Source organism: Vibrio sp. MMG023 (genome assembly GCF_021654215.1).
Classification (GTDB): Bacteria; Pseudomonadota; Gammaproteobacteria; order Enterobacterales; family Vibrionaceae; genus Vibrio; species Vibrio jasicida.
Genome location: NZ_JAKFZP010000001.1, coordinates 201,736 through 225,503, shown reverse-complemented (window position 1 = coordinate 225,503; position 23,768 = coordinate 201,736). Strand labels below are relative to the sequence as shown.

Sequence of the window (23,768 nt, the reverse complement as noted above, 5' to 3'; positions counted from 1 at the left end):
CCACAAAAAAAGGCCAGCGAATGCTGGCCTTGATGAGTTTTAAAGCAAATACTTCCATTCGAAGCAGATGCTGATGTCCCCTACGCTTACAGTGCTTTAGAGATTGCTTCTACGCTCTCTTTCGCATCACCGAACAACATCGACGTATTCTCTTTAAAGAACAGTGGGTTTTGAACGCCTGCGTAACCTGTATTCATTGAACGCTTGAATACGATGACATTTTGCGCATTCCAAACTTCTAATACTGGCATGCCGGCAATCGGGCTGTTTGGATCTTCTAGTGCCGCTGGGTTTACTGTGTCGTTTGCGCCGATGACCAGAACCGTATCTGTTGCTGGGAAGTCGTCGTTGATTTCGTCCATTTCTAGTACGATGTCATACGGTACTTTCGCTTCAGCCAATAGAACGTTCATGTGACCAGGTAGACGGCCAGCTACTGGGTGAATACCAAAGCGAACTTCAATGCCTTGAGCTCGTAGCTTGTCTGTGATCTCATGTACCGGGTATTGAGCTTGTGCCACTGCCATCCCGTATCCTGGGGTGATGATTACGGACTTCGAGTTTTTCAGCATTTCAGCAACTTCTTCAGCTGATGTTTCGCGATGTTCCCCCTGTTCTTCATCACTTGAAATCACTACTTCTTGACCGAAGCCGCCTGCAATTACGCTTACAAACGAGCGGTTCATTGCTTTACACATGATGTAAGAAAGGATGGCACCTGAAGAACCAACCAGCGCACCAGTCACGATCAATAGATCGTTTGCTAGCATGAAGCCTGCTGCCGCAGCCGCCCAACCGGAGTATGAGTTAAGCATTGAAACAACAACCGGCATATCTGCACCACCGATTGATGCCACTAAGTGGTAACCGAATGCAAAAGCAATCAGTGTCATCAAGATCAGTGCGAACATGCTGCCGTCTGCTTTTACGAAGTAAATCATAAGCAGTGTTGAAACAACGATCGCAGCGAGGTTCATCTTGTGTTTGTGAGGTAGGTTAAGTGGTGAAGAAGAAATGATCCCACGAAGCTTACCAAACGCTACGATAGAACCAGTAAAGGTTACCGCACCGATGAACACACCAAGGAATACTTCTACAAGGTGGATAACGTGCTCTGCGTGAATACCAGCAAGATCTGTTGATACTGGTGCTGGTGGCTCTAGGTAGCTGTTGTAACCAACAAGTACCGCGGCCATACCCACGAAGCTATGTAGAATCGCAACCAATTCTGGCATTTCTGTCATTTCTACTTTCTTCGCGTAGTGGATACCAATACCACCACCGATCACCATCGCGATGATGACCCATGCAAAGCCTTCGGCACTTGGGCTGAAAATTGTCGCAATAAGCGCAATTGCCATACCAGCAATACCGTAGTAGTTACCATTTCGTGCTGATTCTTGTTTAGAAAGTCCCGCGAGACTTAAGATGAAAAATAGCGCAGCAATAATGTATGCCGCTTGTACTAATCCTGCAGACATTGGTAACTCCTATTATTTGTCTTTGCGGAACATTTCAAGCATACGTTTGGTCACGGTAAAGCCACCAAAGATGTTTATGCTTGCAATGAGAACAGCAATGAATGATAGGAAGGTAACTACACCATTACCTTGACCAATTTGCAGTAGCGCGCCCACTACGATGATGCCGGAAATCGCGTTTGTTACCGACATAAGTGGTGTATGCAGTGCGTGAGTCACGTTCCAAACAACGTAGTAACCTACCACACACGCTAATACGAAAACGGTGAAGTGTGATAGGAATGCAGCCGGAGCGACTGATGCAACCCAGCCAAACGCACCCAAACCAATAACCAGTGGTGCGAATTTCTTAACTGGTGATGTTGGCTCTTCAACTTTCGGCTCTTTTTTGACCGGTTCTTGGGTTTTTGCTTGTGGTTGAGCAGAAACTTGAATCGGTGGTGCCGGCCAAGTGATTTCGCCTTCTTTCACGACGGTCACACCACGTAACACAACGTCTTCAAAGTCGATATCGATGTTGCCATCTTTCTCTTTGCACAACAGTTTTAGAAGGTTTACAAGGTTGGTTGCGTAGAGCTGAGAAGATTGCGTTGGCAGACGGCCTACCATGTCAGTGTAACCAACGATTTTTACGCCATTGGCTGTCGTGATGACTTTGTCTTTTTCTGTATATTCACAGTTACCGCCATTGGCAGCCGCCAGATCAACGATCACGCTGCCCGCTTTCATGCTGTCGACCATTTCTTTGGTGATCAACGTCGGTGCTGGGCGGCCAGGAATTAGCGCCGTAGTGATGATGATATCAACATCTTTCGCTTGCTCAGCGTATAGCTCAGCCGCTTTCTTGTTGAACTCATCAGACATTTCTTTGGCGTAACCGTCACCTGAGCCTGAGTCTTCTTTGAAATCTACCGTCAGGAACTCAGCGCCCATCGATTCGACTTGTTCTTTCACTTCAGGACGAACGTCGAAAGAACGAACGATTGCGCCAAGGCTACCAGCCGCACCGATTGCTGCAAGTCCAGCGACACCTGCACCAGCAACTAACACTTTAGCTGGTGGTACTTTACCAGCGGCAGTAATTTGGCCAGTGAAGAAGCGACCGAATTCATGAGCAGCTTCAACCACTGCTCGATAACCGGCGATGTTAGCCATAGAAGAGAGCGCGTCTAATGCTTGCGCACGTGAGATACGAGGAACGGAGTCCATTGCGAGAACGTTGATGTTCTTGCTTGAGAGCTGTTCCATTAACTCCGCGTTTTGCGCTGGCCAGATAAAGCTAACCAATGTTGCGCCATCTTGTAACAATGCGATCTCATCGATGCCATTTTCTTCATCAACATGAGGCGCATTCACTTTAAGAATTAAGCCTGATTGCCATACTTCGTCGCTAGATACAATTGTCGCCCCTGCTGCTTCATAAGCCGCATTGTCGAAACTGGCTAGCACCCCCGCTTGTGATTCGATTGCGACATCGAACCCCAACTTAATTAACTGCTCAACCGATTTAGGTGATGCAGCTACTCGCGATTCACCCGCGAGTATTTCTCTAGGTACACCGATTTGCAAAACGCATACTCCTTGTATACATATCAATAATTAGTCCCAAAACAGAGCGTTGCTCTACTCTAATTCTTTTTTATTTCTATCTGTTTACTACGCAAGAAAACGCAAACGAATGATGGTGTTTTGGGTCACCCATTTGCACAGTCAAATCTTGACTAACAGCCCTGTTATTCTTCTGTTTTTAACGAACGTCCATCATGACTTCAAGTATTTTGTAATAAAAATACTAAATTTCATTACATATAACGCTAAGTAATGAATGATTCTCTACTTCGCGCTGAAAAATAACAACGATTAGCGCCACTAGACAGAGGTCTAACCAGATGAATGTTAAGTGGTTAATTTAACAGGTAATTAAGCCATAAAAAGAAAGAGAGCCATCAGCATATACACTAATGGCTCTCTTGGAGATGATTCGAATCAAGTTGCAGTGAGTTCTTAATTGAAGATTTTTTCACCCATTTGGTCGATGAACATCTGCGCTTTTTTCAGCATCAGCTCATTGGCGTCTTGTTCTGATCCTATCAAGTCGGAACGAATAAAGCGGTGGGTTTTCACTTCTCCATCGAACTCTTTCTCAATCCGTCCTGCAATGCGGTACTGACCACCTTCTGAAATACTCTCTTGGTAAATCAAAAAGCCTTTATATTCGACGGGGTCTACGGTTTTAACTGCGGCAGTTTTATCACCACCACCAAACAAGCGCGAAAAGAATCCCACAATTCCTCCTTGGGCATGCCTTATCTATTTAAGACTGATTAAGACATTCATTACTTAATGTTGACGTTGAGAATTGGCTTCTCAAACCAATCCAGTTCTTTGTCTTCATCATAACTGGTATGCGAGAAAATTACAGGTACATCATTGTTACGATTCGTGCGTCGATCTTCTTGCACCATTGCTGCTGCATTTTCTACCGCGATATAGACACTATCTTTAAACTGCGTCAGTTTACGCTCAGGTAGAGCAGACAGAAAATCGATATCATGGCGGATATAAACTGGTTTTAATTGGATCAGCGCCAAGCAAGCGATGTCAGCCAACTGTTCATGATCAAACTGATCGACGTATCGCTCTGAAGAGAGTTCTTGCCCAACGAGTGTCTCCATATAATTGTGTACATCTGAACTGATTTGCATCGATTTTTCTCCTTTGCTCAACACTACGAAATTATAGCAGTCACAACTATCGTGCAACTTGTTGATTGGTCTTAATTTAATCAACCTCTCTCTTTTTGTAATCATCGACTGTAAAACACTTGGAAAATTCGCAAATACACGTATTCTTGTTAGTTTTGAAAGCGTCAGAATATATACTGCCCACACACGGTATTAATTGAATGCTTAATGTAACTCTTTAGATATACTCAACTATTTGCAGGTAATTTGTAGTAGATGGCTTCATCTTTAATGACCTCTCCAGGCTTTCGGTTTCTATTTCCAATTATACTGTTGGGTATGATCAGCTTGGGTATGGATAGCATCATTCAGATGACTCAGTCTAACTGGGGCATTGCTTCGAATTTGCCATATATTTTGTTGGGCTGTGCACTGTTAATGTGTTACTCATTCAAGCAAGGTCGCGAGTCTATGGTTTGCATTGCCATGCTACTTGCCTACTTCGTAATCCAACATCGCCTACAAGTTCCGCTTCAAACGGGAACTGCGCTTTTAGAGCTCACCATTTTAGCGAGTCTTTTACCCGTCTCTTTCCTAGCGGTGTTTCTGTTCAATAAAGAAGGTTTCGATTCCAAAGCCACGTTAGCCTACATTTTTGTGCTGGTTATGTTTGTCTTTTGGTCCTATGTGACGCTGACCTATTACGTAGAAGGTGGATTCGATGAGTGGACCAATGGCATCTTGTTTATTGTTCCCAAGGTTTCCAAACTTCCTCTAGTACTTGTGCTCTATTGCGTTGGTATTGTGTGCTTCCTTGGCATTTTGGTGCTGAAGAAGAATAAGATCATTCACGCGATGACTTACTCTGCGATGGTGTTAGCCTCGGCGACGTTTATCTTCTTCGACGTCCAATATATCTCTAGCACCATGTTTACGCTAACGGGCCTATTGATCATCATTTACTCCACATCGGCGAGCCATCAACTGGCTTTTACTGATAGCTTAACGCTCATTCCTAGCCGTCGTGCGTTGGATCTGGACCTTAAGCATATGGGACGTAAGTTCACCATTGCGATGCTGGATGTTGATCATTTTAAGAAGTTTAATGACACCTACGGCCACGACACCGGTGATGATGTGTTAAAGATGGTGGCTTCGCGCCTAATGAAGACACAAGGTGGAGCAAAGGTGTATCGTTTTGGTGGTGAAGAGTTCACCATTGTCTTTAAAGGTAAGTACACCGAAGACTGCGAAGCTCATGTGGAAGAAGTTCGCGAATTGATTGCTGAATATGAAATGATTCTACGCGATCAAGACAGTCGACCTGATGACAACAAACAAGGCCGCAAAAAGCGCGGAAGTGCTGATTCAAAGAAAAAGACCGTATCTGTCACTGCGAGTTTTGGGGTTGCAGACAGCCGTAGTGCACGAAACCCAACTGACGTGATTAAACTTGCTGATGACGCCCTGTATAAAGCCAAAAAAGCGGGCCGAAACTGTGTGAAGTTCTGCCACGCTTAATTGTCCTATTTTCTGCTTACAAGAGTCGTTGAAATCTGAAAAGCGTTAAACTTGGTTGAAGAACATGACCAAACTACCCCCTTTAAACGCACTGCCATAGTTGAGACTCATCCCTACACCTATGTTCACCACAAATGGGATTTTAATCGGTGGTGTCATAAGCCAACCCATACTCGCTTCATAGTAGTGATCCGTGTTTAACGGTTTCTTGGTATCGCCACCTATGTCAACTCGGTTGAAGCTGGTATAAAACGACTGAACCATGTTTTGCCATATCGCTAGACGGTGAAAGACCTTTACACCATTAACCCAATACCAGCCTTCAGGGTTAATTACGTTGTCACCTTTTCCGAAGTTGACACCAACGCCGTTAAAGTAATGTGGTGAAGACCAAAAGTACCATTGACCAAAATGACCATAAGGGCTGTATTTTAGTGTCGCATTAACCTCGCCGACCATTGCTAACGCGTTGGTATTGACATAAATACCATCAATTTGGTCACGATAATCCTCCAACGTATCACTACGATAAGCGTAATCATTTTGGTAGTACATGATGTGCGTTCCCGCCGCTGCGCCCAACGTGATATTGCGATTTAAATAAGCCTCTTGCTCAACTTCTAAGTAGCCACCCAAAACAAGCTCATCAAGGTCGTCAGGAGTGTCGGCATTTAACGCGGACACTTTTTGTTGAGAAGAAAGCAGGTAGCCTCGCCCGTTCACGGTTGTCTGGTATGGGGAATAACGGTAATTGCTCGCCGGAATACTGAATGGCAACGACAATACGGAGATTTTCTTCCGAAGGTCGACGGATTCGTTATCACCTAAAGAATCATCATCGAGATTGAGGTATTCGTTAGGGTCAAAGTTTGAGAAGCCAAAGGTGAACACATCACTGTCTGAAAGGACAATGCTGGAGGAGAAGTTATAATCGAACTCTTTTTGCAGCTGCTTTTCAACGGTGCTGGAATAAGATGAAGTAGAAGCGAAACACATCGCCAAACAAGCCAACTTACGCATAACTTTTATAGGTTTGTTATTGTCGTTCCATGACTTGGTTTATGTGCTTATGTTCCTATTAAGCAAAATGGGGCGCGATTTTGGCTCGCCGAGTGAGGAAATGCAATGGTTTTCTTTGCCATTGCGGAATTACTCCTGATTAAAGAACAAAACAAGGCTTCCGCCTTTTAGTGCACTGCCGTAATTGACGGACAGACCGAGACCTATGTTATCAATCCATTCGCTTTTAAACGGTGGTGTCATTAACCAACCAAAGCTTGCTTCATAGTAGTGTGAGGTATTCATCGGTTTACTCGTATCACCGCCAACATCAACTCGATTGAAACTGGTGTATACAGACTGGACGGTTCTGCCCACTTTGGTGATGTCGTAAAACAATTTGACGCCGTTCACCCAATACCAGCCTTCTGGGTTTCCTATATCGCCATTATTTCCTTCGCCCCAACCCATTCCATAAAAGTAATGTGGCGACGACCAAACGTACCATTTCCCCCAATTTTCATTTTCGAGGTACTTGAGTTCAGCGTTGACCTCTCCGACCAACGCCCAAGCATCGGTATTGAGGTAAACTCCCTCTATATATGGCTTAAGGTTATCGAGCGCATCACTACGGTAGGAATACTCGTTGCGGTAATACATCAGGTGAGCTCCCGCGGCGCCACTCAATGATAGATGTTCTGTGAGTTGGTTTTGTTGTTCAATTTCGGTGTAAGACCCTAAGATAAGCTCTTTGTTTCGATCTGGCACTTTGTCTTCATTGACGGTCACATCTTGGTCGATACCTAACGCATATAATCGACCTTTGAGATTATATTTAACTGGGGCAGTTTTATCTTCAGAAAGAGATAAGTGATAAGGGAGTGTGGACAGCGCAACCTGTTTTCTCAGGTCGACAGAGTCTTGGGTACCAATATCTTCGTTATCAATATTAAGATATTTATTGGGGTCGAAATCATGAAAGCCTAAGGTAAAGACATCACTGTCAGAGAGCACAATGCCAATCGCGAAGTTGCGCTCAAACTCTTTTTGTAGCGTTTGCTGTACGGGATTTGCGTGACAAAAACTAGAAATAAGTGACATTGTCACGATAATAATTTTAAAATTAAGCTTCTGAATCAACTAGCATTTACCACAGTGTATGTATTTCTTCCTAGAGACTTTGACGAATAAAGCGCTCTATCTGCCGTTGCGTACAATTCTGCTATGTTGTCTTTACCTGTGGGTTGAAAGGCAAAGACTCCTTGTGACACTGTCACTCTATTTGCAATGCTAGAGTATGCATGTGGATAGTCGAGGAAGTACATGGCCTCTTGCACGCGTTCGGCTTCCCTTTCTGCAGTTTTCGCATCCGTGCTATTGAGAAGAATGACAAATTCTTCCCCACCATAACGCCCGACATACTCTCCAGAACGACAGAACGTTGCTTTGAGTTGATTTGCAATCGCTTGCAGACAGCGATCCCCTTCTATGTGCCCATAGTTGTCATTGAACGGCTTAAAGAAATCAACGTCGAGTAAGATGAGGGCCATTGGCATATGATGACGGCCATGCCAAGCAATCATGGTTTCAAACTTTTGATCGATATAGCGGCGGTTATACAACTTCGTCAGACCATCTTCATTGGCTTGCTGTTGTAATCTTGAGTTCATCTCTTCTAGTTGTGCGGTCGCCTGTTTCAGCTCTCGTCTCATGTGAGCAATACGTTGCATTGCCATCAACTTCGAATTAAGAACAAGCTTGTCGACAGGTTTGATAAGGTAATCATCCCCGCCGGCCTCAATAGCTTTGGCGATCATTTCTGGTTCCTCATGGCTACTGAGGAAGATGATTGGGATCCAGTCCGGGAATGTTTCTCTGATATGAAGTGATACTTCAAAGCCATTCATGTCTGGCATAGCGATATCTAGCAGAACCAGTTCTGGGTCGAAGCTTTCATAAGTATTTAATGCTTCTAGACCACTTCCAACGGCTTTAACAATATGACCTTGTTGTTTCAAACGGATAGCCAACTGCATTCGATCCAGCTGAACGTCATCAACCAGTAGAATGCGCATCGATGTCCCTGTCGGTTGCATAGCGCGTCCCATTCTTTTGTAAGTCTTTATTAAACATATATCATACTCACGAGATTGTTGCATTACGCCACTCATTTAGTGCTATATTTTTTTGTTGAGTGGTCACGGAATCAAATGCTTCTTATGGTAGCTATTTGATGCATTTGGTATTAATATTCCCGCCTTTTGTAACGAGAGACACACCATGTCAGAAGCAACTAACAACGAAAGCAAAAAAATCGATCTAGAAACCATTTCTCCTGAACTACGCAAAGTTATCGAATTTGACGAAGTTCCAGAGCAAATGTTCGAGATGGTTACCTCTATCCATGAAGTGTCTGAAGAAGCTGTTCGTGCGTCTTGGGACGAAATGCCTGCAAGTGCACAAAACATTCTGGACAACTTTGAGCAATTCCACGCTCTAGTAACGGTTGGCCAAGCATTCGCTGGTCTAAACGTAATGGAAGAATTCCCAACGCTTAATCTGCCTGAAAACATGACAGATGAAGACAAAGAAGACTACCGTTCTCAACTTCTTGACAATGTTCTTCACAACTGCGTGAAAGACATGGTTAAGCAACTTAAGAAAGCGCGTCGCGATCCTCTTCTTAAGCGTGAATTTAAAGAAGTATTTGTGAAGTAATTCTTCCCATTTACTTCAGTTAAGTTAAAGGCCGCAATTGCGGCCTTTTTTATTTCGTATAATCTGGTTACGCGCTAGTGATGCGCCAACGAGATATCTCTCTGCGTTACACTGACCCCTTTTACTTGTGCGTACACCATGTCACCGACTTTTAAATTCAAATCATCCAACGCCCAAGGCGTAATGGTCGCCCATAAGTGGCAGTCAGTATCTAACTTCAGCGATACCGTAATACTTTGTTTGTCTTCGCCAGCATTGAATTCTTCAATGGATGCGACGGTCGCTGACAGTACATTACGAATAGACGTCGCAACTGGTTTTTCCAAAGCTATAGAGACATCATTGGCACGCACTTGCAGGCGAATTGACGTATCTGGCTCACCATCGACCTTTTGAACCCACAAACAAGCCTTTGGTGCGAGCTTTACGCACGTTAACGCGTATTTGTCATGATGGGTCGCAATTTTGCCCTCAAACAAGCTACTGTGATCGGAAAATGACTGCCACGGACGCATCGCATGAGACGCCCATACTTCTTCAAGCTTACCTGACGTCATGATTCGTCCCTTGTCGAGAATCGAAAGGTGTTGGGCCAAGCGTAGGATTTCTTGCAAGCTATGCGTAACGTACACGATCGGAATGTTGACCTGCTCAGACAACTCTTCTAAAAATGGCATGACTTCTCGCTTACGTGGCATATCTAAGGAAGCCAAAGGTTCATCCATCAAAAGCAGATTAGGCTTAGAAAGTAGTGCTCGCGCAATGGCTACACGTTGCTTTTCACCGCCCGACAAAGAAACTGGGAAGCGTTTTAACAGTGGTTTAATAGCAAGTAATTCTGTGACCTTATCGAAATACTCTTCATCTTTTTCTACAACACCATAGAGCAAGTTTCCTTTTACTGAATAATGCGGAAACAAGCGAGAATCTTGAAATACATAACCAATTTTGCGCTTATGCGTCGGTAGATTAATACCCGCATCACTATCGAAAAGGATGTGCTCGCCAATCGCCACTTTGCCTTGCTGTGGTGTAACTAATCCACTAATAACGTTAATTAGAGTCGTTTTTCCGGCGCCGGAACGACCAAATAGCGCACTTATTCCGTTACGCGGTAACGACAAGTTAATGTCAAAGTTGGTTTCACCAAGTGCTTGTTTAAATTGAATTTCTATACTCATCGCTTAGCCCCCAGACGCGCTGCGGCTTTACGATTTAACCATTCTGAGATCATTAACGTCGACAGAGCTAAGGCAATAGAAATGATGCATAAGCGCGCGGCTTCCATTTCAGCACCAGGCGTTTCTATAAAGTTGTACATGGCTAGTGGGATGGTTTGCGTTTCCCCTGGTATGTTCGAAACGAAGCTGATAGTGGCACCGAACTCTCCTAAACTGCGTGCAAACGAGAGCATGGTACCAGTGATGATTCCAGGAATAGTTAACGGAAGCGTAATTGTGACAAAGACTTTTAACGGCGACGCTCCGAGGGTTGAGGCTGCGTGTTCTAATTTGGGGTCAACCGTATCTAAACTCAATCGAACCGAACGGACCATTAATGGTAAGGCAACGACGATACAGGCGATGACGGCCCCCTTCCAGTTGAAACTGAATATTAAACCAAAGTGTTCATATAGCCACCCACCCAAGTATCCTTGACGACCGAGAGAGATCAGTAGCAAGTAACCAATAACCACAGGAGGTAATACGAGTGGAAGATGAATCAAGCTATCTAATATGGACTTACCGATAAACTCTTTTCTAGACAGTAACCAAGCGAGAGCAACGCCTATTGGAATCAACCAAACGACGGCATAGGTGCCGACTTTTAGGCTTAGCATTAAGGCTTGGTATTCAAGTTCTGACACTCTGATCCCTTTTATTGAAAACCGTAATGAGCAAAGACTTGTTTTGCTTCATCCGACTTCAAGTACTGGAAGAATTGTTTTGATTGTATTGAGTCTTTCACAATCGCGGCTGGGTAAACGATGTCTGCGTGAGTATCGCTTGCAAATTCTCCAACTATTTTCACCTTAGTTGTCAATTGTGCATCCGTTTTGTAGACCACTCCCAACGGGGCTTCCGCTCGCTCTACTAGCGCAAGTGCAAGACGAACGTTCTTTGCTGGAGCAATTTGACGTTCTAGTACTTTCCACACGCCAAGGTTAGTTAAAGACTCTCTTGCATACATTCCGGCAGGAACGGACACTGGATTGCCTAGAGCAAGGCGGTTGCCGTCCAGTGCCTTATTCCAAGCATCAGCATCAGAGAAATCAAATGTTGCAATACTGCTATCTTGCGGCGCAATGACAACGAGGGAATTTCGTACTAAATTAGTGACATTGTCACTCTTTACAGCTTTTGATTTTACTAGGTAATTCATCCATTTAGTGTTTGCAGAGATAAACACATCGGTCGGTGCGCCATTTAGAATTTGGCGAGCAATGGATGATGAACCACCGTATACAGGTGTGACTGAGACATCGTATTTTTGCTCGAATTTTTGAGCAATATCATCAATCGCATTAGTCATTGACGACGCTGCATAAATTTTTAAGTCAGTTGCCGCGTTTGCTGCTGATGAAACGCTCAATATTGCCACTAGGCAAGCATGAATTTTCCATGCTTTCATAAAAACACTCCGGTGTTAGACAGGCAGAAGATGAATGAGTGGAAAGCAATCTCCACTTTTATTTATACTTCAGACAGTTAAAAACTGGTTTTATTTGAACAGAAAGTCAAGATTCATATGTTGTTCTATCGCATCTGCAATTCGATTAATGCCCTGTTCTTTGAGCTGTTCAAAGTCTTGTTGTTTGATTTGAGTGCCGTTTACCCATTCTGAAACAAGGCTCAAGACATCTCCCTCATCGAAGAAGCCGTGTAGGTAGGTTCCCATGATTTGGCCACATGCACTAAGCGCGCCTTCTGCTTCGCCAGAATTTAACTTGATAGGTTGAGCGCCCTGCACTTCACTTCTTCCCACATGGATTTCATAACCTTTCACATTAGCTTTTTTACCGTTAAGAGAAAGCTCTGCTCGTGTGTTTGTAAGCTGTTTGCTATCGGTTAGAGTTGTGGTGATGTCTAACAAACCAAGGCCTTCACTACGACCAGGCCGGCCCTCTACGCCATTTGGGTCATCAATTACGTTGCCAAGCATCTGGTAGCCGCCACAGATGCCAATGACTTTGCCGCCCAAGCGAATGTGGCGTTGAATGTCTTTGTCCCACCCTTGGCTACGCAGATAATCCAAATCGTCTCGGACTGATTTAGTACCTGGCAAGATAACGAGATCCGCTTTATCGATCTTCTCACCTTTGCCAACGTAGCGAAGGTTAATGTCTGGATTTAGACGCAAAACATCAAAATCAGTATGGTTACTAATGCGCGTTAAAACTGGTACCACAACATTGAGTTTCACTTGTGAAGACAGCTCTTGCTGCGCCGTAATGGCATCTTCTGCTTCGAGGTTTAATCCGTGAAGATACGGCAATACACCGAGCACAGGCTTGCCCGTTTTCTCTTCTAGCCAATCAAGACCAGATTCAAGCAAGCTGATGTCGCCACGAAAGCGGTTAACAACGAAGCCTTTAACGCGCGCTTGTTCAGATTCGGATAGCAACGCTAGTGTCCCGTAAAGATGGGCAAACACGCCACCGCGGTCGATATCTGCAATAATAATGACGGGAACGTCTGCTTCCTCGGCAAATCCCATGTTGGCGATATCATTTTCTCTTAAGTTGATTTCTGCTGGACTGCCAGCGCCTTCAATCATCACGGATTCGAATTCTTCGGTCAGTTTAGAGAAAGAGTCTAATACCGTGCCCATTGCGACTTTTTTGTAATCGTGAAAGCCGACAGCGTCCATATTGGACAATGCTTTACCTTGTAAGATAATTTGAGCGCCCGTATCGCTGTTTGGCTTAATCAACACAGGGTTCATATGAACCGTAGGCTCGACGTTGCAGGCTTGCGCTTGAACGGCTTGAGCACGTCCAATCTCACCGCCATCTTTCGTTACTGCACTGTTTAAAGCCATGTTCTGCGGCTTGAACGGGGCAACTTTTATCCCTCTGCGAGCTAATACACGGCATAAACCTGCCACAAGGACGCTTTTTCCGGCATCTGAAGTTGTGCCTTGAACCATTAATGAAGGGATTGGTGATTTCATGAACGTTTATTAAGAGAAAAAAGAAGGTGAACAATCATAACGTTATCTCAGCATAGGACTCAAGAAAATGAATCGAATATGAATGTTCGAATCAGTAATGGTTCAAATAAGGTTTGTTTTAATAGCACCATCAAAACGAACACTTTAATAGAGAAACCAAATTATGAAAAACACTGTTATCGCTACTATCGCTGCACTTGCTATCGCTCCTACTGTTGCAACGGCTAAAGACCACAACCACGGTCAATCAAGCATTCAATTTAATGGTCCTGTAACGATTGAAAAAGTCGATGCATTGATTAAAGACTCAAGCATGTTCACTGAGAAAGACGTGGTCGTAGAAGGCAACCTACTTCGTCAAACACGCTCAGACCAGTTTATCTTTAGCGATGGCTCTGGCGAGATCATGGTTGAGTTGGACGACGACATCCGTCTAGCGACACCAATTGACCAGACTACAAAAGTTCGTCTATTTGGTGAGTTTGAAGGCGGTAGTAAGCCAGAGATCGAAGTTGAACACTTAGTGGTGATGTAAGCACTGCTCTCTTGCCGCTTAATTGGGCGTCATCACCATGATCATAAGCACTCTGTCCTAGTGTTTAAGGTGACGGGAAACACCTGAAATGATATTTTGTAAATATTGGTCTGCATTTTGCAGACCTTTTTTTCGTTCGTATTATTTTTCTTGCCCGGAGACACCCATGCTAGGTAAAGCTCTAAAGGTTGCTGCCTTTGGTTTGTGCGCTGTTTTGCCACTTTCTGCTCACGCAAACAATTTCAACTACAACACAATGGAATTCCGCATGGGTACCAGCCCAGGTACGTTTGGTGGGGAAGTCACAACCTACTTTACTGAAAATACGCATTTTATTGGACGTGCTGATAGTGAATTCAGTGGTGATTGGGATGTTGCAGGCGGTATTGGCTTCAATGGTCCTGCAGGCCAATTTGCTGATATTTATGGTCAAATGTTGGTTCACAACATCAAACAAGACAATGGCGACGGTGATGAGTGGAAAACAGAAGTAAACATCGGCACTCGAGTCTGGTTTATGCAGAACATTGAACTACATGGTCGTATTGGCCAACTGATTGACAACGATGACTCTAAGACTATCTATAACCTAGGTGCACGTTTTCACTCTACGCAACAACTGTCGTTGGGTGCGGATTTAAAAAATAACGGTACTTACGGCCAACAGCTTGTTTTATCAGCACGCTTTGCTTACTAAGTTGTTCGATATTAAAGTTCAATAACGCATTGATATTATGTAAAAAAAGCCTCTCGAATGAGAGGCTTTTTTTGCTTGCTACGTGAAGCAGAGATTTACTTGCCGCTTGGCTTGTTTTGAACATACTTCTTAGATACGTCTACAACAGCAACGTCGCGGAAGAAGCTTCGACCAAGTAGGATTGGAAAATTCATGTGGCCTCGCTCAGCCAGTGTGAATTCCGTTTTCTCTTTTAGGTCACCAACTTGAATGTAAGCTACAACAACAGCGCGCTTATCTACTTCTTCTGAAGAGGATTGACGAACTTTTGCCCAACGTTCAACAGGTAACTTGAACTCTTTGCTCGCTTTACCATTAATATCGATTTTAAACTTAACCCAGTCTTTACCATCTCGTTCAAACGGCACTATTTCTGTCGCGCTGATTGATGATGTGGTTGCACCGGTATCGACGCGACCTTTAAATGTTTGGTCAATGTCTGGTACATAAACCCACTCTTCCGAACCAAGGATCAACATACCATCAGGTGTTTTCTTTGCCTGCGGTGGTTTTGCCGGTTTAGGATCGGGTTTCTTCTCGGGCTTAGTTTCCGGTTTTTGTTCCGGCTTCACCTCGGGTTTTGGGTCTACTTCTGGTTTTACATCCGGTTTTTCTACCGGCTGCTCCACGACTGGTTTTTCTGGCTCAACAGGCTCAGTGGTCGTCGGTGTCGACGTACAAGCAATAAGACCGCCGCTCATCATTAGCGGCAGAATCAGTTTCCAGTTCTTCATTAACTCTCCCAATTAACGTTGAGATATTTTTTGGATCGCGTCAGCAACGTAAGGAATATGAGTTTCGGTTAAACCAGCGATGTTGATACGACCATCACCGACACCATAAATCCCATAATCTTCACGCAGTTGCGCCATTTGGTTTTCACTAAAGCCTAGCACAGTAAACATGCCTTTGTGACTCTCAATGAAATCAAATTGATCTGTATTATGGTTGTTTCTCAATTCGTTACACAAAGTTTGACGAAGATTCAACAAGCGCTGCTGCATTTCGTTCAATTCTTGTTTCCAAACGGAAGTGAGGTTTGCATCTTGAAGAATGGTTTTTACTAATGCTGCGCCGTGATCTGGCGGCATAGTGTATGTTGAACGTGCTAGCGTAAGCAGTTTACCTTTCGCATTCGCCACATCTTTTGCATTCTTGCCGATCACAATCGCTGCACCGGTACGTTCACGGTACAAACCAAAGTTTTTAGAACAAGAAGTCGTGATCAGCATTTCTTCAACGTTGTCAGCCATAAAGCGAAGACCTTTTGCGTCTTCTTCTAAGCCGTCACCAAAACCTTGGTAAGCAATATCTACGAATGGCGTAAAACCATTTTTTTGAGAAAGCTCAGTGATTGTCTGCCACGCTGAAAAATCAATATCTGCACCCGTTGGGTTGTGGCAACAACCATGCAGAAGTACTACATCAGAAGGACCAGCTTTAGAAAGGTCTTCGAGCATTTTTGCTGTATCAACTTGCTTGGTTTCTGGAGAGAAGTAATGGTAGAACTTAACTTTCAGCCCAGCCGCTTCCATCACTGGTTTGTGATTTACGTAGCTAGGGTTTGAAATCCAAACCGTCGTATCTGGTTGTGCGACCTTCATTAGGTCACCCAGCATACGCAATGCACCACTTGCTCCAGGCGTTTGAATAGCAGCAACGCGATCTGTGGCTGATGTTCCCGTTAGAAGGAGGTCGATCATGCTTTGGTTGAATTCTTCACAGCCTGCAAGACCAACATAAGACTTAGTCTTTTGGTTCTCAACGACCACTTCTTGTGCCATTTGAATGGCTTTCATGATTGGTGTTTCGCCAGCGCTGTTTTTGTATACGCCAATACCAAGGTCAACCTTGTTAGGGCGTTCATCGCCGCGGTATGCGACGGAAAGAGATAAAATAGGATCTAATACAGGAGTTGGTAGATTAGAAAGCATGAAAGTCATAACCCTTTGAAATTCAAGTATCGAACCTCACGGTAACACTTTCGTTAAAAATGGCGAAAGGATTTTTAACGGATTTCATCAATTAGAGGACAAAATACTGGGAACGAACGCGTTTTATGATCTCAATCGGTTATAAAAAGAACGATTCACTCATCCGAGTTTGAGTCAAGTTTACCATTCTTTCTAAATTCACGTGGGGTCATGCTCGACCAGGCTTTAAAACGGGTACTGAAGTTCGCACTAGTAGGATACCCCACGATTTCGCCAATGTGTTGAATTGACCATTCTGTCGAACGCAACAATCGAGCTGCATATTCCATCCGCATGCGTGTGAGATGTGCTATCGGACTTCTTCCAAATTGTTGCTGAGTTAAACGATGAAGGTGCGGCTCAGAACAAGGATATAACGCTGCGAGTTGTTCAACTGTCCAATCTTTATGAAGTTGCCGTTGCACTAGATCGAACACACGTCGTAGTTTTAATTGATTACGCGAAAGGGAATCTGAGTGTGGCATATTTAGCATAAGCTCTAATTGAGCAACACTGTGAGCTCCTACCTCACCTCCGTAGTCAATAGGCAAGTTGATACTGCGCAGTAGCGTTTGAATGCAGGAATACAGCACTTCTGGTGCAGGGGTCAGTTGGTATTCGATCTCTTCATTAACCATTGGCCATTCTTTATCTTGTGAAAGGAAAACCCAAGCGATTTGCCATGTTTCATCTTCCATCCCAAACCCATTTTCCGTTCCAGCTGGAACAATTACTAATGACCCCGGTTCTAACTCATATCGACATGCCCCGCTCTCTAGCCAACCTCTTCCACGGACGGTGTATAACAACATGTGCTTTTTTTGGTTTTTGCGATAAACGGAAAAAAAATCTCGGCAAGTAGCGATTCCACATTGGACAATACCGCGTTCTTCAAGCGCAAGTACACGGGTATGATCGATGAATTCTTGATAGGTTTTATCTGAAATGGTGTAGCGTTCTTGTTTTTCTTCCATGATTCATCGACTCACTAAGGTACTTTCGTCTCGGAGTTAGAGTAACTCCCACAGAGACTGGATAGTTTCGCAAAACTATTGGATGTCTTTGAAAAATACACCGCTAAATCATGTGGATAAACTACTCGCATTATTCTTAGAGGAGAAATGCGATGCTCTTAACACGTCAATACATAGATAAAGCATTTTGGAAAAAACTGGTTGCGATTGGCGTTCCTGTCTCGCTCCAATCTATGCTGTTTTCGTTGCTCGGAGCCGTGGATATCTTCATGGTTAGTCAACTTGGTGAGTCCGCTACCGCTGCGGTGGGTGTCGGTAACCGAATCTTTTTCTTTAACCTTGCTGTGGTGTTTGGTTTGTGTGGGGCTGTAACGGTTTTAGCCTCTCAATATTATGGTTCGGGGAACCTTGCGGGAATAAGACGAACACTCGCTCAATCTTGGTTTATTTCGTTGGTCGTGACCTTGCCGTTTATCTTGTTGTATGTGGTTTACGATAAAGAGATTGTCTCTTTTATGGCGGACGACCCCGAGTATGTTGGGTACGCGAGGGAATACTTGGTGGTAACTGGATTGAGTTTGATTGGCACGGCTGTCGTTGTTCCCATTGAATCGGTGTTGAGATCAGTCGGTGAAGCTAAGATGCCGACTTACGTCAGTATTGCTGCCATTGTTGTAAACATCTTTCTCAATGCAGTTTTGATCTTTGGTTTACTTGGTTTTCCACAATGGGGCGTGTTTGGGGCAGCTGTGGGGACTTTGATTTCTCGATTCTTTCAAACGGCGATTCTGGTTTATTTCTTCTGTCGTCGATACGCGTATCTGCTCCCTACCCGTTCAGATTGGCGTGAAGGTACAATAAAGAAGTATCGGAACAAATATTTCAAAGTCTCTATGCCAATGCTGATCCACGATGCGTTGTGGACCGGCGGCCTGATTATCTACAGCATCATTTACGGTCAATTAGGCGTAACCGAACTGGCGATTATCTCTTTCCTATCGCCGATTGAAGGCGTATTGATTTCAACCTTTATGGGATTCGCTGTTGCCGCGTCTGTGTTGCTTGGGAATGACATTGGCGCCCAGCAATATGACCGTGTTGAGAAAACCGCTTGGTGGTATGTCTTAACCAGTGCCGTGCTCGCAACTGTGTTGTTTTTTGCTGTGTGGGTTAGCTCGCCTTTAATATTGAATTTACTGGAAATGAGCCCGCTCACAGACACACAAATGGCGCTGAATGTATGTTTAGTACTTGCGCTAGGCATGATACTGCGTGTGTTTAACATGGTTGGTATTGGGGGCGTATTAAAGAGTGGCGCTGATATTCGCTATAGCATTTTCATCGACACGTTTGGTCAATGGGCGATTGGTATTCCGCTTACCTACTACACTGGAATGGTATTAGGTTTACCACTGCATTGGGTGCTGATGTCTCTACTGGTCGAAGAATTGGTAAAAGGCATTCTAACAACTCACCGAATTCAGTCTAAGCGATGGATTAATAACATGGTTGATGATGATTCCACTGTGACAGTGTAACCGAAGTGTTGTGCTATAGTAAGATCACAACAGCGCGACTCATCTATCGAGCAAAGCTTTAAAAGAACTCACACCAAAAGGGCACATCCGAACTATACGAATGTGCCCTTTTCATATTTAGCTTTCTTGTGTTTCACGCTTAAAGCTCAGTGAATCGATGGATAATTTGATTCGAGCTGCCTCGCCATTCTAGATTGAGGTCTCGTTTATCTTGCTCGTATTTGCCATCGATTAATGTGTCGATGTACTGAGTCACTTCGCGCTGTGCATCGTCTAGTTCTTCAAGCGTGTAACCTGTCCAAATCCAAATATCTTTGCCTGGGCACTCTTCTCTTACGCGTTTTACAAGCTTAAGAATGTGCGGCACGTTCGCTGGATGCAAAGGATCACCACCAGACAGAGATAAACCACGGCGTTTGATGCGCGTGTCGTTTAGGTCTGCAATGATTTTGTCTTCCGCTTCTTGCGTGAAAAACACACCAGAATCCAAGCGTTGCGTCGACTGGTTATAACAGCCGCGGCACTGGTGTACACAGCCCGACACAAATAGCGTGCAGCGTGTACCTGGTCCGTTAACAACGTCAATTGGATAATATTGGTGGTAGTTCATAATCGTGCCTTGTTTTGCTGGCTAGAAAAGAAAATCAACCCACGACAGGTTGATTTTCATTATTGGGTTTGAGCTTAAGTGAACCTTATAGGTGCTTAACTCGACGCTTCACTTCTTCTTGCTTACCGAAGTTAAACGGACGTGCATCTGGGCTGCCTAAGTAGCCACAAACACGACGTGTAACTGACACTTTGGTTGAGTCATGGTTGCCACAGCTTGGGCAAGTGAAGCCTTTACTTGTACAGTCAAACTCACCGTTGTAGCCACACTCGTAACACTCATCAATTGGTGTGTTTGTACCGTAGTAAGGTACGCGGGTGTAACTGTAATCCCATACGTTTTCTAGTGCTTCAACATTACGTTGCATGTTCGGGAACTCGCCGTAACAGATAAAGCCGCCGCTTGAGATTTCTGGGTAAGGCATCTCAAAGTCGATCTTGTCGTATGGGTTTACTGTTTTCTCAACATCTAGGTGGAAGCTGTTAGTGTAGTAACCCTTGTCTGTTACACCTTTGATTACGCCAAACTCTTTCGCATCGATACGGCAGAAACGGCTACATAGGTTTTCACTTGGCGTTGCGTAGAGGCTGAAACCGTAACCGGTATCTTCTGCCCAACCGTTTACTGTGTCTTTCAAGTGCTTAATGATAGCTACTGCTTTTTCACGTAGAACAGCATCGTCGTAAACGTGCGCTTCTGTACCGAATAGCGCGTTGATTGTCTCGTGTACACCGATGTAACCAAGAGAAATCGACGCACGACCGTTCTTGAAGATATCTGCGATTGAGTCGTCCGCTTTCAGACGAACACCACATGCGCCTTCCATGTAAAGGATCGGAGCAACACGTGCTTTCACGTTTTCTAGACGAGAAATACGTGTCTCTAGCGCTTTACGAGCAAGACGTAGGCGATCGTTTAGAAGCTCGTAGAACTTCTCTTCACTGCCGTTTGCACGGATAGCGATACGAGGAAGGTTCAAACTTACTACGCCAAGGTTGTTACGACCTTCGTGAATCAGCTCGCCGTTTTCTTCGTAAGTACCAAGGAAGCTACGACAACCCATTGGCGTTTTGAATGAACCCGTTACTTCTACTACTTTGTCGTAGTTAAGGATGTCTGGGTACATACGCTTGGACGCACACTCAAGCGCAAGTTGCTTGATGTCGTAGTTTGGATCTTCTGATTTGTGGTTCAAGCCATCTTTGATGCCGAATACCAGTTTAGGGAATACCGCTGTTTTACGGTTCTTACCTAGACCTGCAATACGGTTCTTCAGAATAGACTTCTGGATCAGGCGTGACGCCCAACTTGTACCAAGACCAAAACCGAACGTAACGAATGGGGTTTGCCCGTTCGCCGTGTGTAGCGTGTTTACTTCGTATTCTAGAGATTGGAACGCGTCGTAACACTCTTTCTCAGTGCGTGATTTTGCGAACTCTTCTGGCTCAGCAATGTTCCACTCTTTTGCGATCTCTAGGTGTTTCTCGTAGCTTGTCATTACGTACGGTTCTAGTACTTCATCAATACGGTTGATGGTTGTACCACCGTATATGTGGCTCGCTACTTGAGCAATGATCTGTGCCGTTACTGCTGTTGCAGTCGAAATTGATTTAGGAGTATCAATCTCAGCGTTACCCATTTTAAAGCCGTGCGTTAGCATGCCTTTAAGATCGATAAGCATACAGTTAAACATTGGGAAGAACGGAGCGTAATCCAAATCGTGGTAGTGAATATCACCTACTTCGTGCGCTTGAACCACATCGCGTGGAAGGATGTGTGTCTTCGCGTAGTGTTTCGCTACGATACCAGCCAACAAGTCACGTTGAGTCGGAATCACTTTACCGTCTTTGTTCGCGTTCTCGTTGATTAGATCTAGGTTGCTTTCTTCAATTAGACCTTCGATTTCGCGAGTTAGTGCACTTTGCTTCTCACGAGCGATGTCGCGATCGTGGCGGTATTCAATGTAAGAACGAGCTAGGGCTTTGTAAGGACCTTGCATGAGTTCATTTTCGACTAAGTCTTGAATCTCATGAATGTGAACTTCATCGTGATCCTGAAGCTGTAACTCAACTGCCAGAGCAACATTTAGTGCATAAATGGCGACATCTTTGTCTTTGTTTTCCGCTGCAGCTTCTACTGCTGCTTGAATACGATCCCTGTTGAACGGAGCTCTTGAGCCGTCACGCTTGATTACGATTGGTTTCACTTTTTCTCCTTACCCCAAAATACTCACAGACTTATCCACAAATACACTATATGGGGTTATTTCTTATTCTGATGACACAATATATTGTGGCGTATTTAACGAGAAGCACCAATTGAAAACATTGATTTTGATCAATAAAAAATGGGTAGCGAACAAGAACAAATCGATCTTATTGGCGTTGATCTCAGTTGCGAAGAAAACTGTGAAAATTGCAAAATTGGAGCGAAATCCACTTGCTTTTTTTAGAGGTCTTATAGGATAAAGGATGGAAAGGAATGCGCTAAAAGATAGGAGTGCGATAGACCAAAATGCGATCACTTTTTGTTACGACGATATTACTTTTTAGTTCTTTTTCATTTGCTCAAAATTCCGTCAACTTAACCAGCTGGAATATAGAATGGTTATCTATAAGTGGTGGTAAAGTTTCGAGAACACCACAAGATTTTGAAAAACTGGCCCACTATGTGGATAACACACAAGTTGATATTCTCGCTTTTCAAGAAGTCGAAAGTGCAGCTGCAATCCAAAAAACGGTTGGTAATGACTTCACTATTTATTTGTCTGATCGTGCGAGCACTTCTAATCGACATCTTCAGTTCAACGATACCAACCAGTACACAGGTTTCGCGGTACGCAATGGCGTAAACGTATTGGACAAGCCTGACTTTTCTATCACACGAGGCAACAGCAAGCTCCGCTTCGCCAGCTACCTTGTTTTGAATCCTAACCAAGACAACGAAACTCACCTACTCTCTGTACATCTAAAAGCGGGTTGTAGTGGTGCGTATCGCAATAACCGCGATTGTAAGATAGTGAAACAACAAGGACAGGCACTAGCAAAGTGGATAAAAGCGCGCGAGGACAACAAACAACACTATGTGGTGCTTGGCGACTTTAACCACAATTTGGGTTATCGAGGAGATTGGTTATGGGACGTGCTATCGGACAATACCGATGCTAAGTTAGTGACCAAAAATACCAAAGCGGAATGTAAGGTGCGTTCTAATCGTAATCCGAATAAAACCCACCAATTCCGCTCGGTGATAGACCACATTATTGTGAGTGGTGATTTAAAGGCGTCGTCTGGTGTTCAAACCGTTTTCAAAACACAAGATGTACTCGACTACAAACTGAGTGACCATTGCCCGGTGTCTACGACCCTCTCTTTTTAATGACGAACCACTCTTTTAGCGGTGAATGACCCAACCAACATTGCCGCTATAAAGAGCAGAACTTGTATGTTGCCAGTGAAAAGGCTGGCAACCGCAGGACCAGGACACACACCCAGTAAGCCCCAACCAATACCAAACAGTGCTGCACCACCAACTAGCTTTTTGTCTATCGTTTTAGAAGTTGGACATAAAATCTCATCACCAAACACAGATTCGCTTCTTGGCTTTATTAATAAAAGATAAGCAGGAACGAACACCGCAAGTGCTCCGCCCATAACGAAGGCTAAGCTTGGGTCCCATGCGCCGGTAATATCTAGGAAACCGATCACTTTTGCCGGATCAGCCATACCGGAAATCACCATACCCATACCGAAAAGCGCACCAGAAAATGCGACAATGGAAATTTGTTTAACATTTTTCATTACGTCAGTTTTCATAACGACACTAT

The 23,768-nt window shown here is 44.2% G+C and carries 23 protein-coding genes; 6 read left to right on the top strand and 17 right to left on the bottom strand.

Annotated features, from left to right (window positions below):
* Positions 1 to 86: 86 nt before the first annotated feature.
* The 4 genes from pntB to L1076_RS00955 all read right to left on the bottom strand — a co-directional run bounded on the left by pntB (position 87) and on the right by L1076_RS00955 (position 4,186).
* Positions 87 to 1,481 (bottom strand): Re/Si-specific NAD(P)(+) transhydrogenase subunit beta, encoded by a 1,395-nt coding sequence (gene pntB / locus L1076_RS00970; RefSeq protein WP_038877385.1) that lies wholly within the window; start codon positions 1,479 to 1,481, stop codon positions 87 to 89.
* 12 nt (positions 1,482 to 1,493) lie between these two features.
* A complete protein-coding gene (locus L1076_RS00965; protein ID WP_038877384.1) occupies positions 1,494 to 3,050 on the bottom strand; it encodes a Re/Si-specific NAD(P)(+) transhydrogenase subunit alpha in 1,557 nt (518 codons plus the stop codon).
* A gap of 435 nt (positions 3,051 to 3,485) precedes the next feature.
* On the bottom strand, positions 3,486 to 3,767 hold the full coding sequence (locus tag L1076_RS00960; RefSeq protein WP_038877383.1) for an HlyU family transcriptional regulator: 282 nt from the start codon (positions 3,765 to 3,767) through the stop codon (positions 3,486 to 3,488).
* Between the two features lie 50 nt (positions 3,768 to 3,817).
* Complete coding sequence (locus L1076_RS00955) at positions 3,818 to 4,186, bottom strand: late competence development ComFB family protein (RefSeq protein WP_038870703.1); 369 nt, start codon at positions 4,184 to 4,186, stop codon at positions 3,818 to 3,820.
* Between the two features lie 255 nt (positions 4,187 to 4,441).
* Between L1076_RS00955 and L1076_RS00950 the strand changes: the two genes are divergently transcribed.
* On the top strand, positions 4,442 to 5,686 hold the full coding sequence (locus L1076_RS00950; protein ID WP_038870701.1) for a GGDEF domain-containing protein: 1,245 nt from the start codon (positions 4,442 to 4,444) through the stop codon (positions 5,684 to 5,686).
* 45 nt (positions 5,687 to 5,731) lie between these two features.
* Here the strand turns inward: L1076_RS00950 and L1076_RS00945 are convergent, their stop codons facing one another.
* The 3 genes from L1076_RS00945 to L1076_RS00935 all read right to left on the bottom strand — a co-directional run bounded on the left by L1076_RS00945 (position 5,732) and on the right by L1076_RS00935 (position 8,781).
* Positions 5,732 to 6,706: a Solitary outer membrane autotransporter beta-barrel domain gene (locus tag L1076_RS00945; protein WP_237302944.1), complete on the bottom strand. Its 975-nt coding sequence runs from the start codon at positions 6,704 to 6,706 to the stop codon at positions 5,732 to 5,734.
* 129 nt (positions 6,707 to 6,835) lie between these two features.
* Positions 6,836 to 7,801, bottom strand: coding sequence for a Solitary outer membrane autotransporter beta-barrel domain (locus tag L1076_RS00940; protein ID WP_258075265.1), 966 nt, complete (start codon positions 7,799 to 7,801; stop codon positions 6,836 to 6,838).
* A 20-nt stretch (positions 7,802 to 7,821) separates the two neighbouring features.
* Entirely contained in the window at positions 7,822 to 8,781 is a 960-nt protein-coding gene (locus L1076_RS00935; RefSeq protein ID WP_038877400.1) for a diguanylate cyclase, read from the bottom strand.
* Positions 8,782 to 8,965: 184 nt separating this feature from the next.
* On the opposite strand from L1076_RS00935, the gene L1076_RS00930 reads away from it, so the two are divergent.
* Positions 8,966 to 9,403: a DUF3069 domain-containing protein gene (locus tag L1076_RS00930; protein ID WP_038870697.1), complete on the top strand. Its 438-nt coding sequence runs from the start codon at positions 8,966 to 8,968 to the stop codon at positions 9,401 to 9,403.
* Positions 9,404 to 9,477: 74 nt separating this feature from the next.
* Here the strand turns inward: L1076_RS00930 and modC are convergent, their stop codons facing one another.
* The 4 genes from modC to L1076_RS00910 all read right to left on the bottom strand — a co-directional run bounded on the left by modC (position 9,478) and on the right by L1076_RS00910 (position 13,576).
* A complete protein-coding gene (gene modC, locus L1076_RS00925) occupies positions 9,478 to 10,584 on the bottom strand; it encodes a molybdenum ABC transporter ATP-binding protein ModC (protein WP_237302943.1) in 1,107 nt (368 codons plus the stop codon).
* On the bottom strand, positions 10,581 to 11,270 hold the full coding sequence (gene modB / locus L1076_RS00920; protein WP_039977772.1) for a molybdate ABC transporter permease subunit: 690 nt from the start codon (positions 11,268 to 11,270) through the stop codon (positions 10,581 to 10,583). The genes modC and modB overlap by 4 nt, the downstream gene beginning before the upstream one ends.
* An 11-nt stretch (positions 11,271 to 11,281) precedes the next feature.
* Positions 11,282 to 12,034, bottom strand: a complete 753-nt coding sequence (modA, locus tag L1076_RS00915) for a molybdate ABC transporter substrate-binding protein (RefSeq protein ID WP_054755314.1) — start codon at positions 12,032 to 12,034, stop codon at positions 11,282 to 11,284.
* 90 nt (positions 12,035 to 12,124) lie between these two features.
* Complete coding sequence (locus L1076_RS00910; RefSeq protein ID WP_237302942.1) at positions 12,125 to 13,576, bottom strand: cobyric acid synthase; 1,452 nt, start codon at positions 13,574 to 13,576, stop codon at positions 12,125 to 12,127.
* Between the two features lie 163 nt (positions 13,577 to 13,739).
* Here L1076_RS00910 and L1076_RS00905 point away from each other — a divergent pair, with 163 nt between their 5' ends.
* Positions 13,740 to 14,111: a NirD/YgiW/YdeI family stress tolerance protein gene (locus tag L1076_RS00905; protein ID WP_054755315.1), complete on the top strand. Its 372-nt coding sequence runs from the start codon at positions 13,740 to 13,742 to the stop codon at positions 14,109 to 14,111.
* A 166-nt stretch (positions 14,112 to 14,277) separates the two neighbouring features.
* Complete coding sequence (locus tag L1076_RS00900; RefSeq protein WP_038870690.1) at positions 14,278 to 14,808, top strand: hypothetical protein; 531 nt, start codon at positions 14,278 to 14,280, stop codon at positions 14,806 to 14,808.
* Between the two features lie 95 nt (positions 14,809 to 14,903).
* Here L1076_RS00900 and L1076_RS00895 read toward each other — a convergent pair whose 3' ends face one another.
* From L1076_RS00895 to L1076_RS00885, 3 genes are all read right to left on the bottom strand, one after another.
* Positions 14,904 to 15,581, bottom strand: coding sequence for an ATP-dependent zinc protease (locus L1076_RS00895; RefSeq protein ID WP_038870689.1), 678 nt, complete (start codon positions 15,579 to 15,581; stop codon positions 14,904 to 14,906).
* Positions 15,582 to 15,593: 12 nt separating this feature from the next.
* Positions 15,594 to 16,781, bottom strand: a complete 1,188-nt coding sequence (locus L1076_RS00890) for an amino acid aminotransferase (RefSeq protein ID WP_045405347.1) — start codon at positions 16,779 to 16,781, stop codon at positions 15,594 to 15,596.
* Positions 16,782 to 16,936: 155 nt separating this feature from the next.
* Positions 16,937 to 17,794, bottom strand: a complete 858-nt coding sequence (locus L1076_RS00885) for an AraC family transcriptional regulator (RefSeq protein WP_038877372.1) — start codon at positions 17,792 to 17,794, stop codon at positions 16,937 to 16,939.
* 152 nt (positions 17,795 to 17,946) lie between these two features.
* Here L1076_RS00885 and L1076_RS00880 point away from each other — a divergent pair, with 152 nt between their 5' ends.
* A complete protein-coding gene (locus L1076_RS00880; protein WP_237302941.1) occupies positions 17,947 to 19,332 on the top strand; it encodes an MATE family efflux transporter in 1,386 nt (461 codons plus the stop codon).
* A gap of 139 nt (positions 19,333 to 19,471) precedes the next feature.
* Here L1076_RS00880 and nrdG read toward each other — a convergent pair whose 3' ends face one another.
* Positions 19,472 to 19,942 (bottom strand): anaerobic ribonucleoside-triphosphate reductase-activating protein, encoded by a 471-nt coding sequence (gene nrdG, locus L1076_RS00875; protein WP_038870682.1) that lies wholly within the window; start codon positions 19,940 to 19,942, stop codon positions 19,472 to 19,474.
* An 85-nt stretch (positions 19,943 to 20,027) separates the two neighbouring features.
* Positions 20,028 to 22,148, bottom strand: coding sequence for an anaerobic ribonucleoside-triphosphate reductase (gene nrdD / locus L1076_RS00870; RefSeq protein WP_045465626.1), 2,121 nt, complete (start codon positions 22,146 to 22,148; stop codon positions 20,028 to 20,030).
* 308 nt (positions 22,149 to 22,456) lie between these two features.
* On the opposite strand from nrdD, the gene L1076_RS00865 reads away from it, so the two are divergent.
* Positions 22,457 to 23,320, top strand: a complete 864-nt coding sequence (locus tag L1076_RS00865; RefSeq protein WP_038877369.1) for an endonuclease/exonuclease/phosphatase family protein — start codon at positions 22,457 to 22,459, stop codon at positions 23,318 to 23,320.
* On the opposite strand, the gene L1076_RS00860 is transcribed toward L1076_RS00865, so the two are convergent.
* A complete protein-coding gene (locus L1076_RS00860; RefSeq protein ID WP_054755317.1) occupies positions 23,317 to 23,757 on the bottom strand; it encodes a YeeE/YedE family protein in 441 nt (146 codons plus the stop codon). The two genes, L1076_RS00865 and L1076_RS00860, sit on opposite strands and share 4 nt — an antisense overlap.
* Between the last annotated feature and the right edge of the window lie 11 nt (positions 23,758 to 23,768).

Bases quoted from the DNA above. Each gene is read 5' to 3' on its own strand.
- L1076_RS00910 (WP_237302942.1), bottom strand. From the start codon at position 13,576: ATGAAATCACCAATCCCTTCATTAATGGTTCAAGGCACAACTTCAGAT.
- modC (WP_237302943.1), bottom strand. From the start codon at position 10,584: ATGAGTATAGAAATTCAATTTAAACAAGCACTTGGTGAAACCAACTTT.
- L1076_RS00950 (WP_038870701.1), top strand. From the start codon at position 4,442: ATGGCTTCATCTTTAATGACCTCTCCAGGCTTTCGGTTTCTATTTCCA.
- pntB (WP_038877385.1), bottom strand. From the start codon at position 1,481: ATGTCTGCAGGATTAGTACAAGCGGCATACATTATTGCTGCGCTATTT.
- L1076_RS00935 (WP_038877400.1), bottom strand. From the start codon at position 8,781: ATGCAACCGACAGGGACATCGATGCGCATTCTACTGGTTGATGACGTT.
- L1076_RS00880 (WP_237302941.1), top strand. From the start codon at position 17,947: ATGCTCTTAACACGTCAATACATAGATAAAGCATTTTGGAAAAAACTG.
- L1076_RS00885 (WP_038877372.1), bottom strand. From the start codon at position 17,794: ATGGAAGAAAAACAAGAACGCTACACCATTTCAGATAAAACCTATCAA.
- L1076_RS00895 (WP_038870689.1), bottom strand. From the start codon at position 15,581: ATGAAGAACTGGAAACTGATTCTGCCGCTAATGATGAGCGGCGGTCTT.
- L1076_RS00930 (WP_038870697.1), top strand. From the start codon at position 8,966: ATGTCAGAAGCAACTAACAACGAAAGCAAAAAAATCGATCTAGAAACC.
- L1076_RS00900 (WP_038870690.1), top strand. From the start codon at position 14,278: ATGCTAGGTAAAGCTCTAAAGGTTGCTGCCTTTGGTTTGTGCGCTGTT.
- L1076_RS00865 (WP_038877369.1), top strand. From the start codon at position 22,457: ATGCGATCACTTTTTGTTACGACGATATTACTTTTTAGTTCTTTTTCA.
- L1076_RS00905 (WP_054755315.1), top strand. From the start codon at position 13,740: ATGAAAAACACTGTTATCGCTACTATCGCTGCACTTGCTATCGCTCCT.
- L1076_RS00945 (WP_237302944.1), bottom strand. From the start codon at position 6,706: ATGCGTAAGTTGGCTTGTTTGGCGATGTGTTTCGCTTCTACTTCATCT.
- L1076_RS00860 (WP_054755317.1), bottom strand. From the start codon at position 23,757: ATGAAAACTGACGTAATGAAAAATGTTAAACAAATTTCCATTGTCGCA.
- nrdG (WP_038870682.1), bottom strand. From the start codon at position 19,942: ATGAACTACCACCAATATTATCCAATTGACGTTGTTAACGGACCAGGT.
- L1076_RS00955 (WP_038870703.1), bottom strand. From the start codon at position 4,186: ATGCAAATCAGTTCAGATGTACACAATTATATGGAGACACTCGTTGGG.
- modA (WP_054755314.1), bottom strand. From the start codon at position 12,034: ATGAAAGCATGGAAAATTCATGCTTGCCTAGTGGCAATATTGAGCGTT.
- L1076_RS00890 (WP_045405347.1), bottom strand. From the start codon at position 16,781: ATGCTTTCTAATCTACCAACTCCTGTATTAGATCCTATTTTATCTCTT.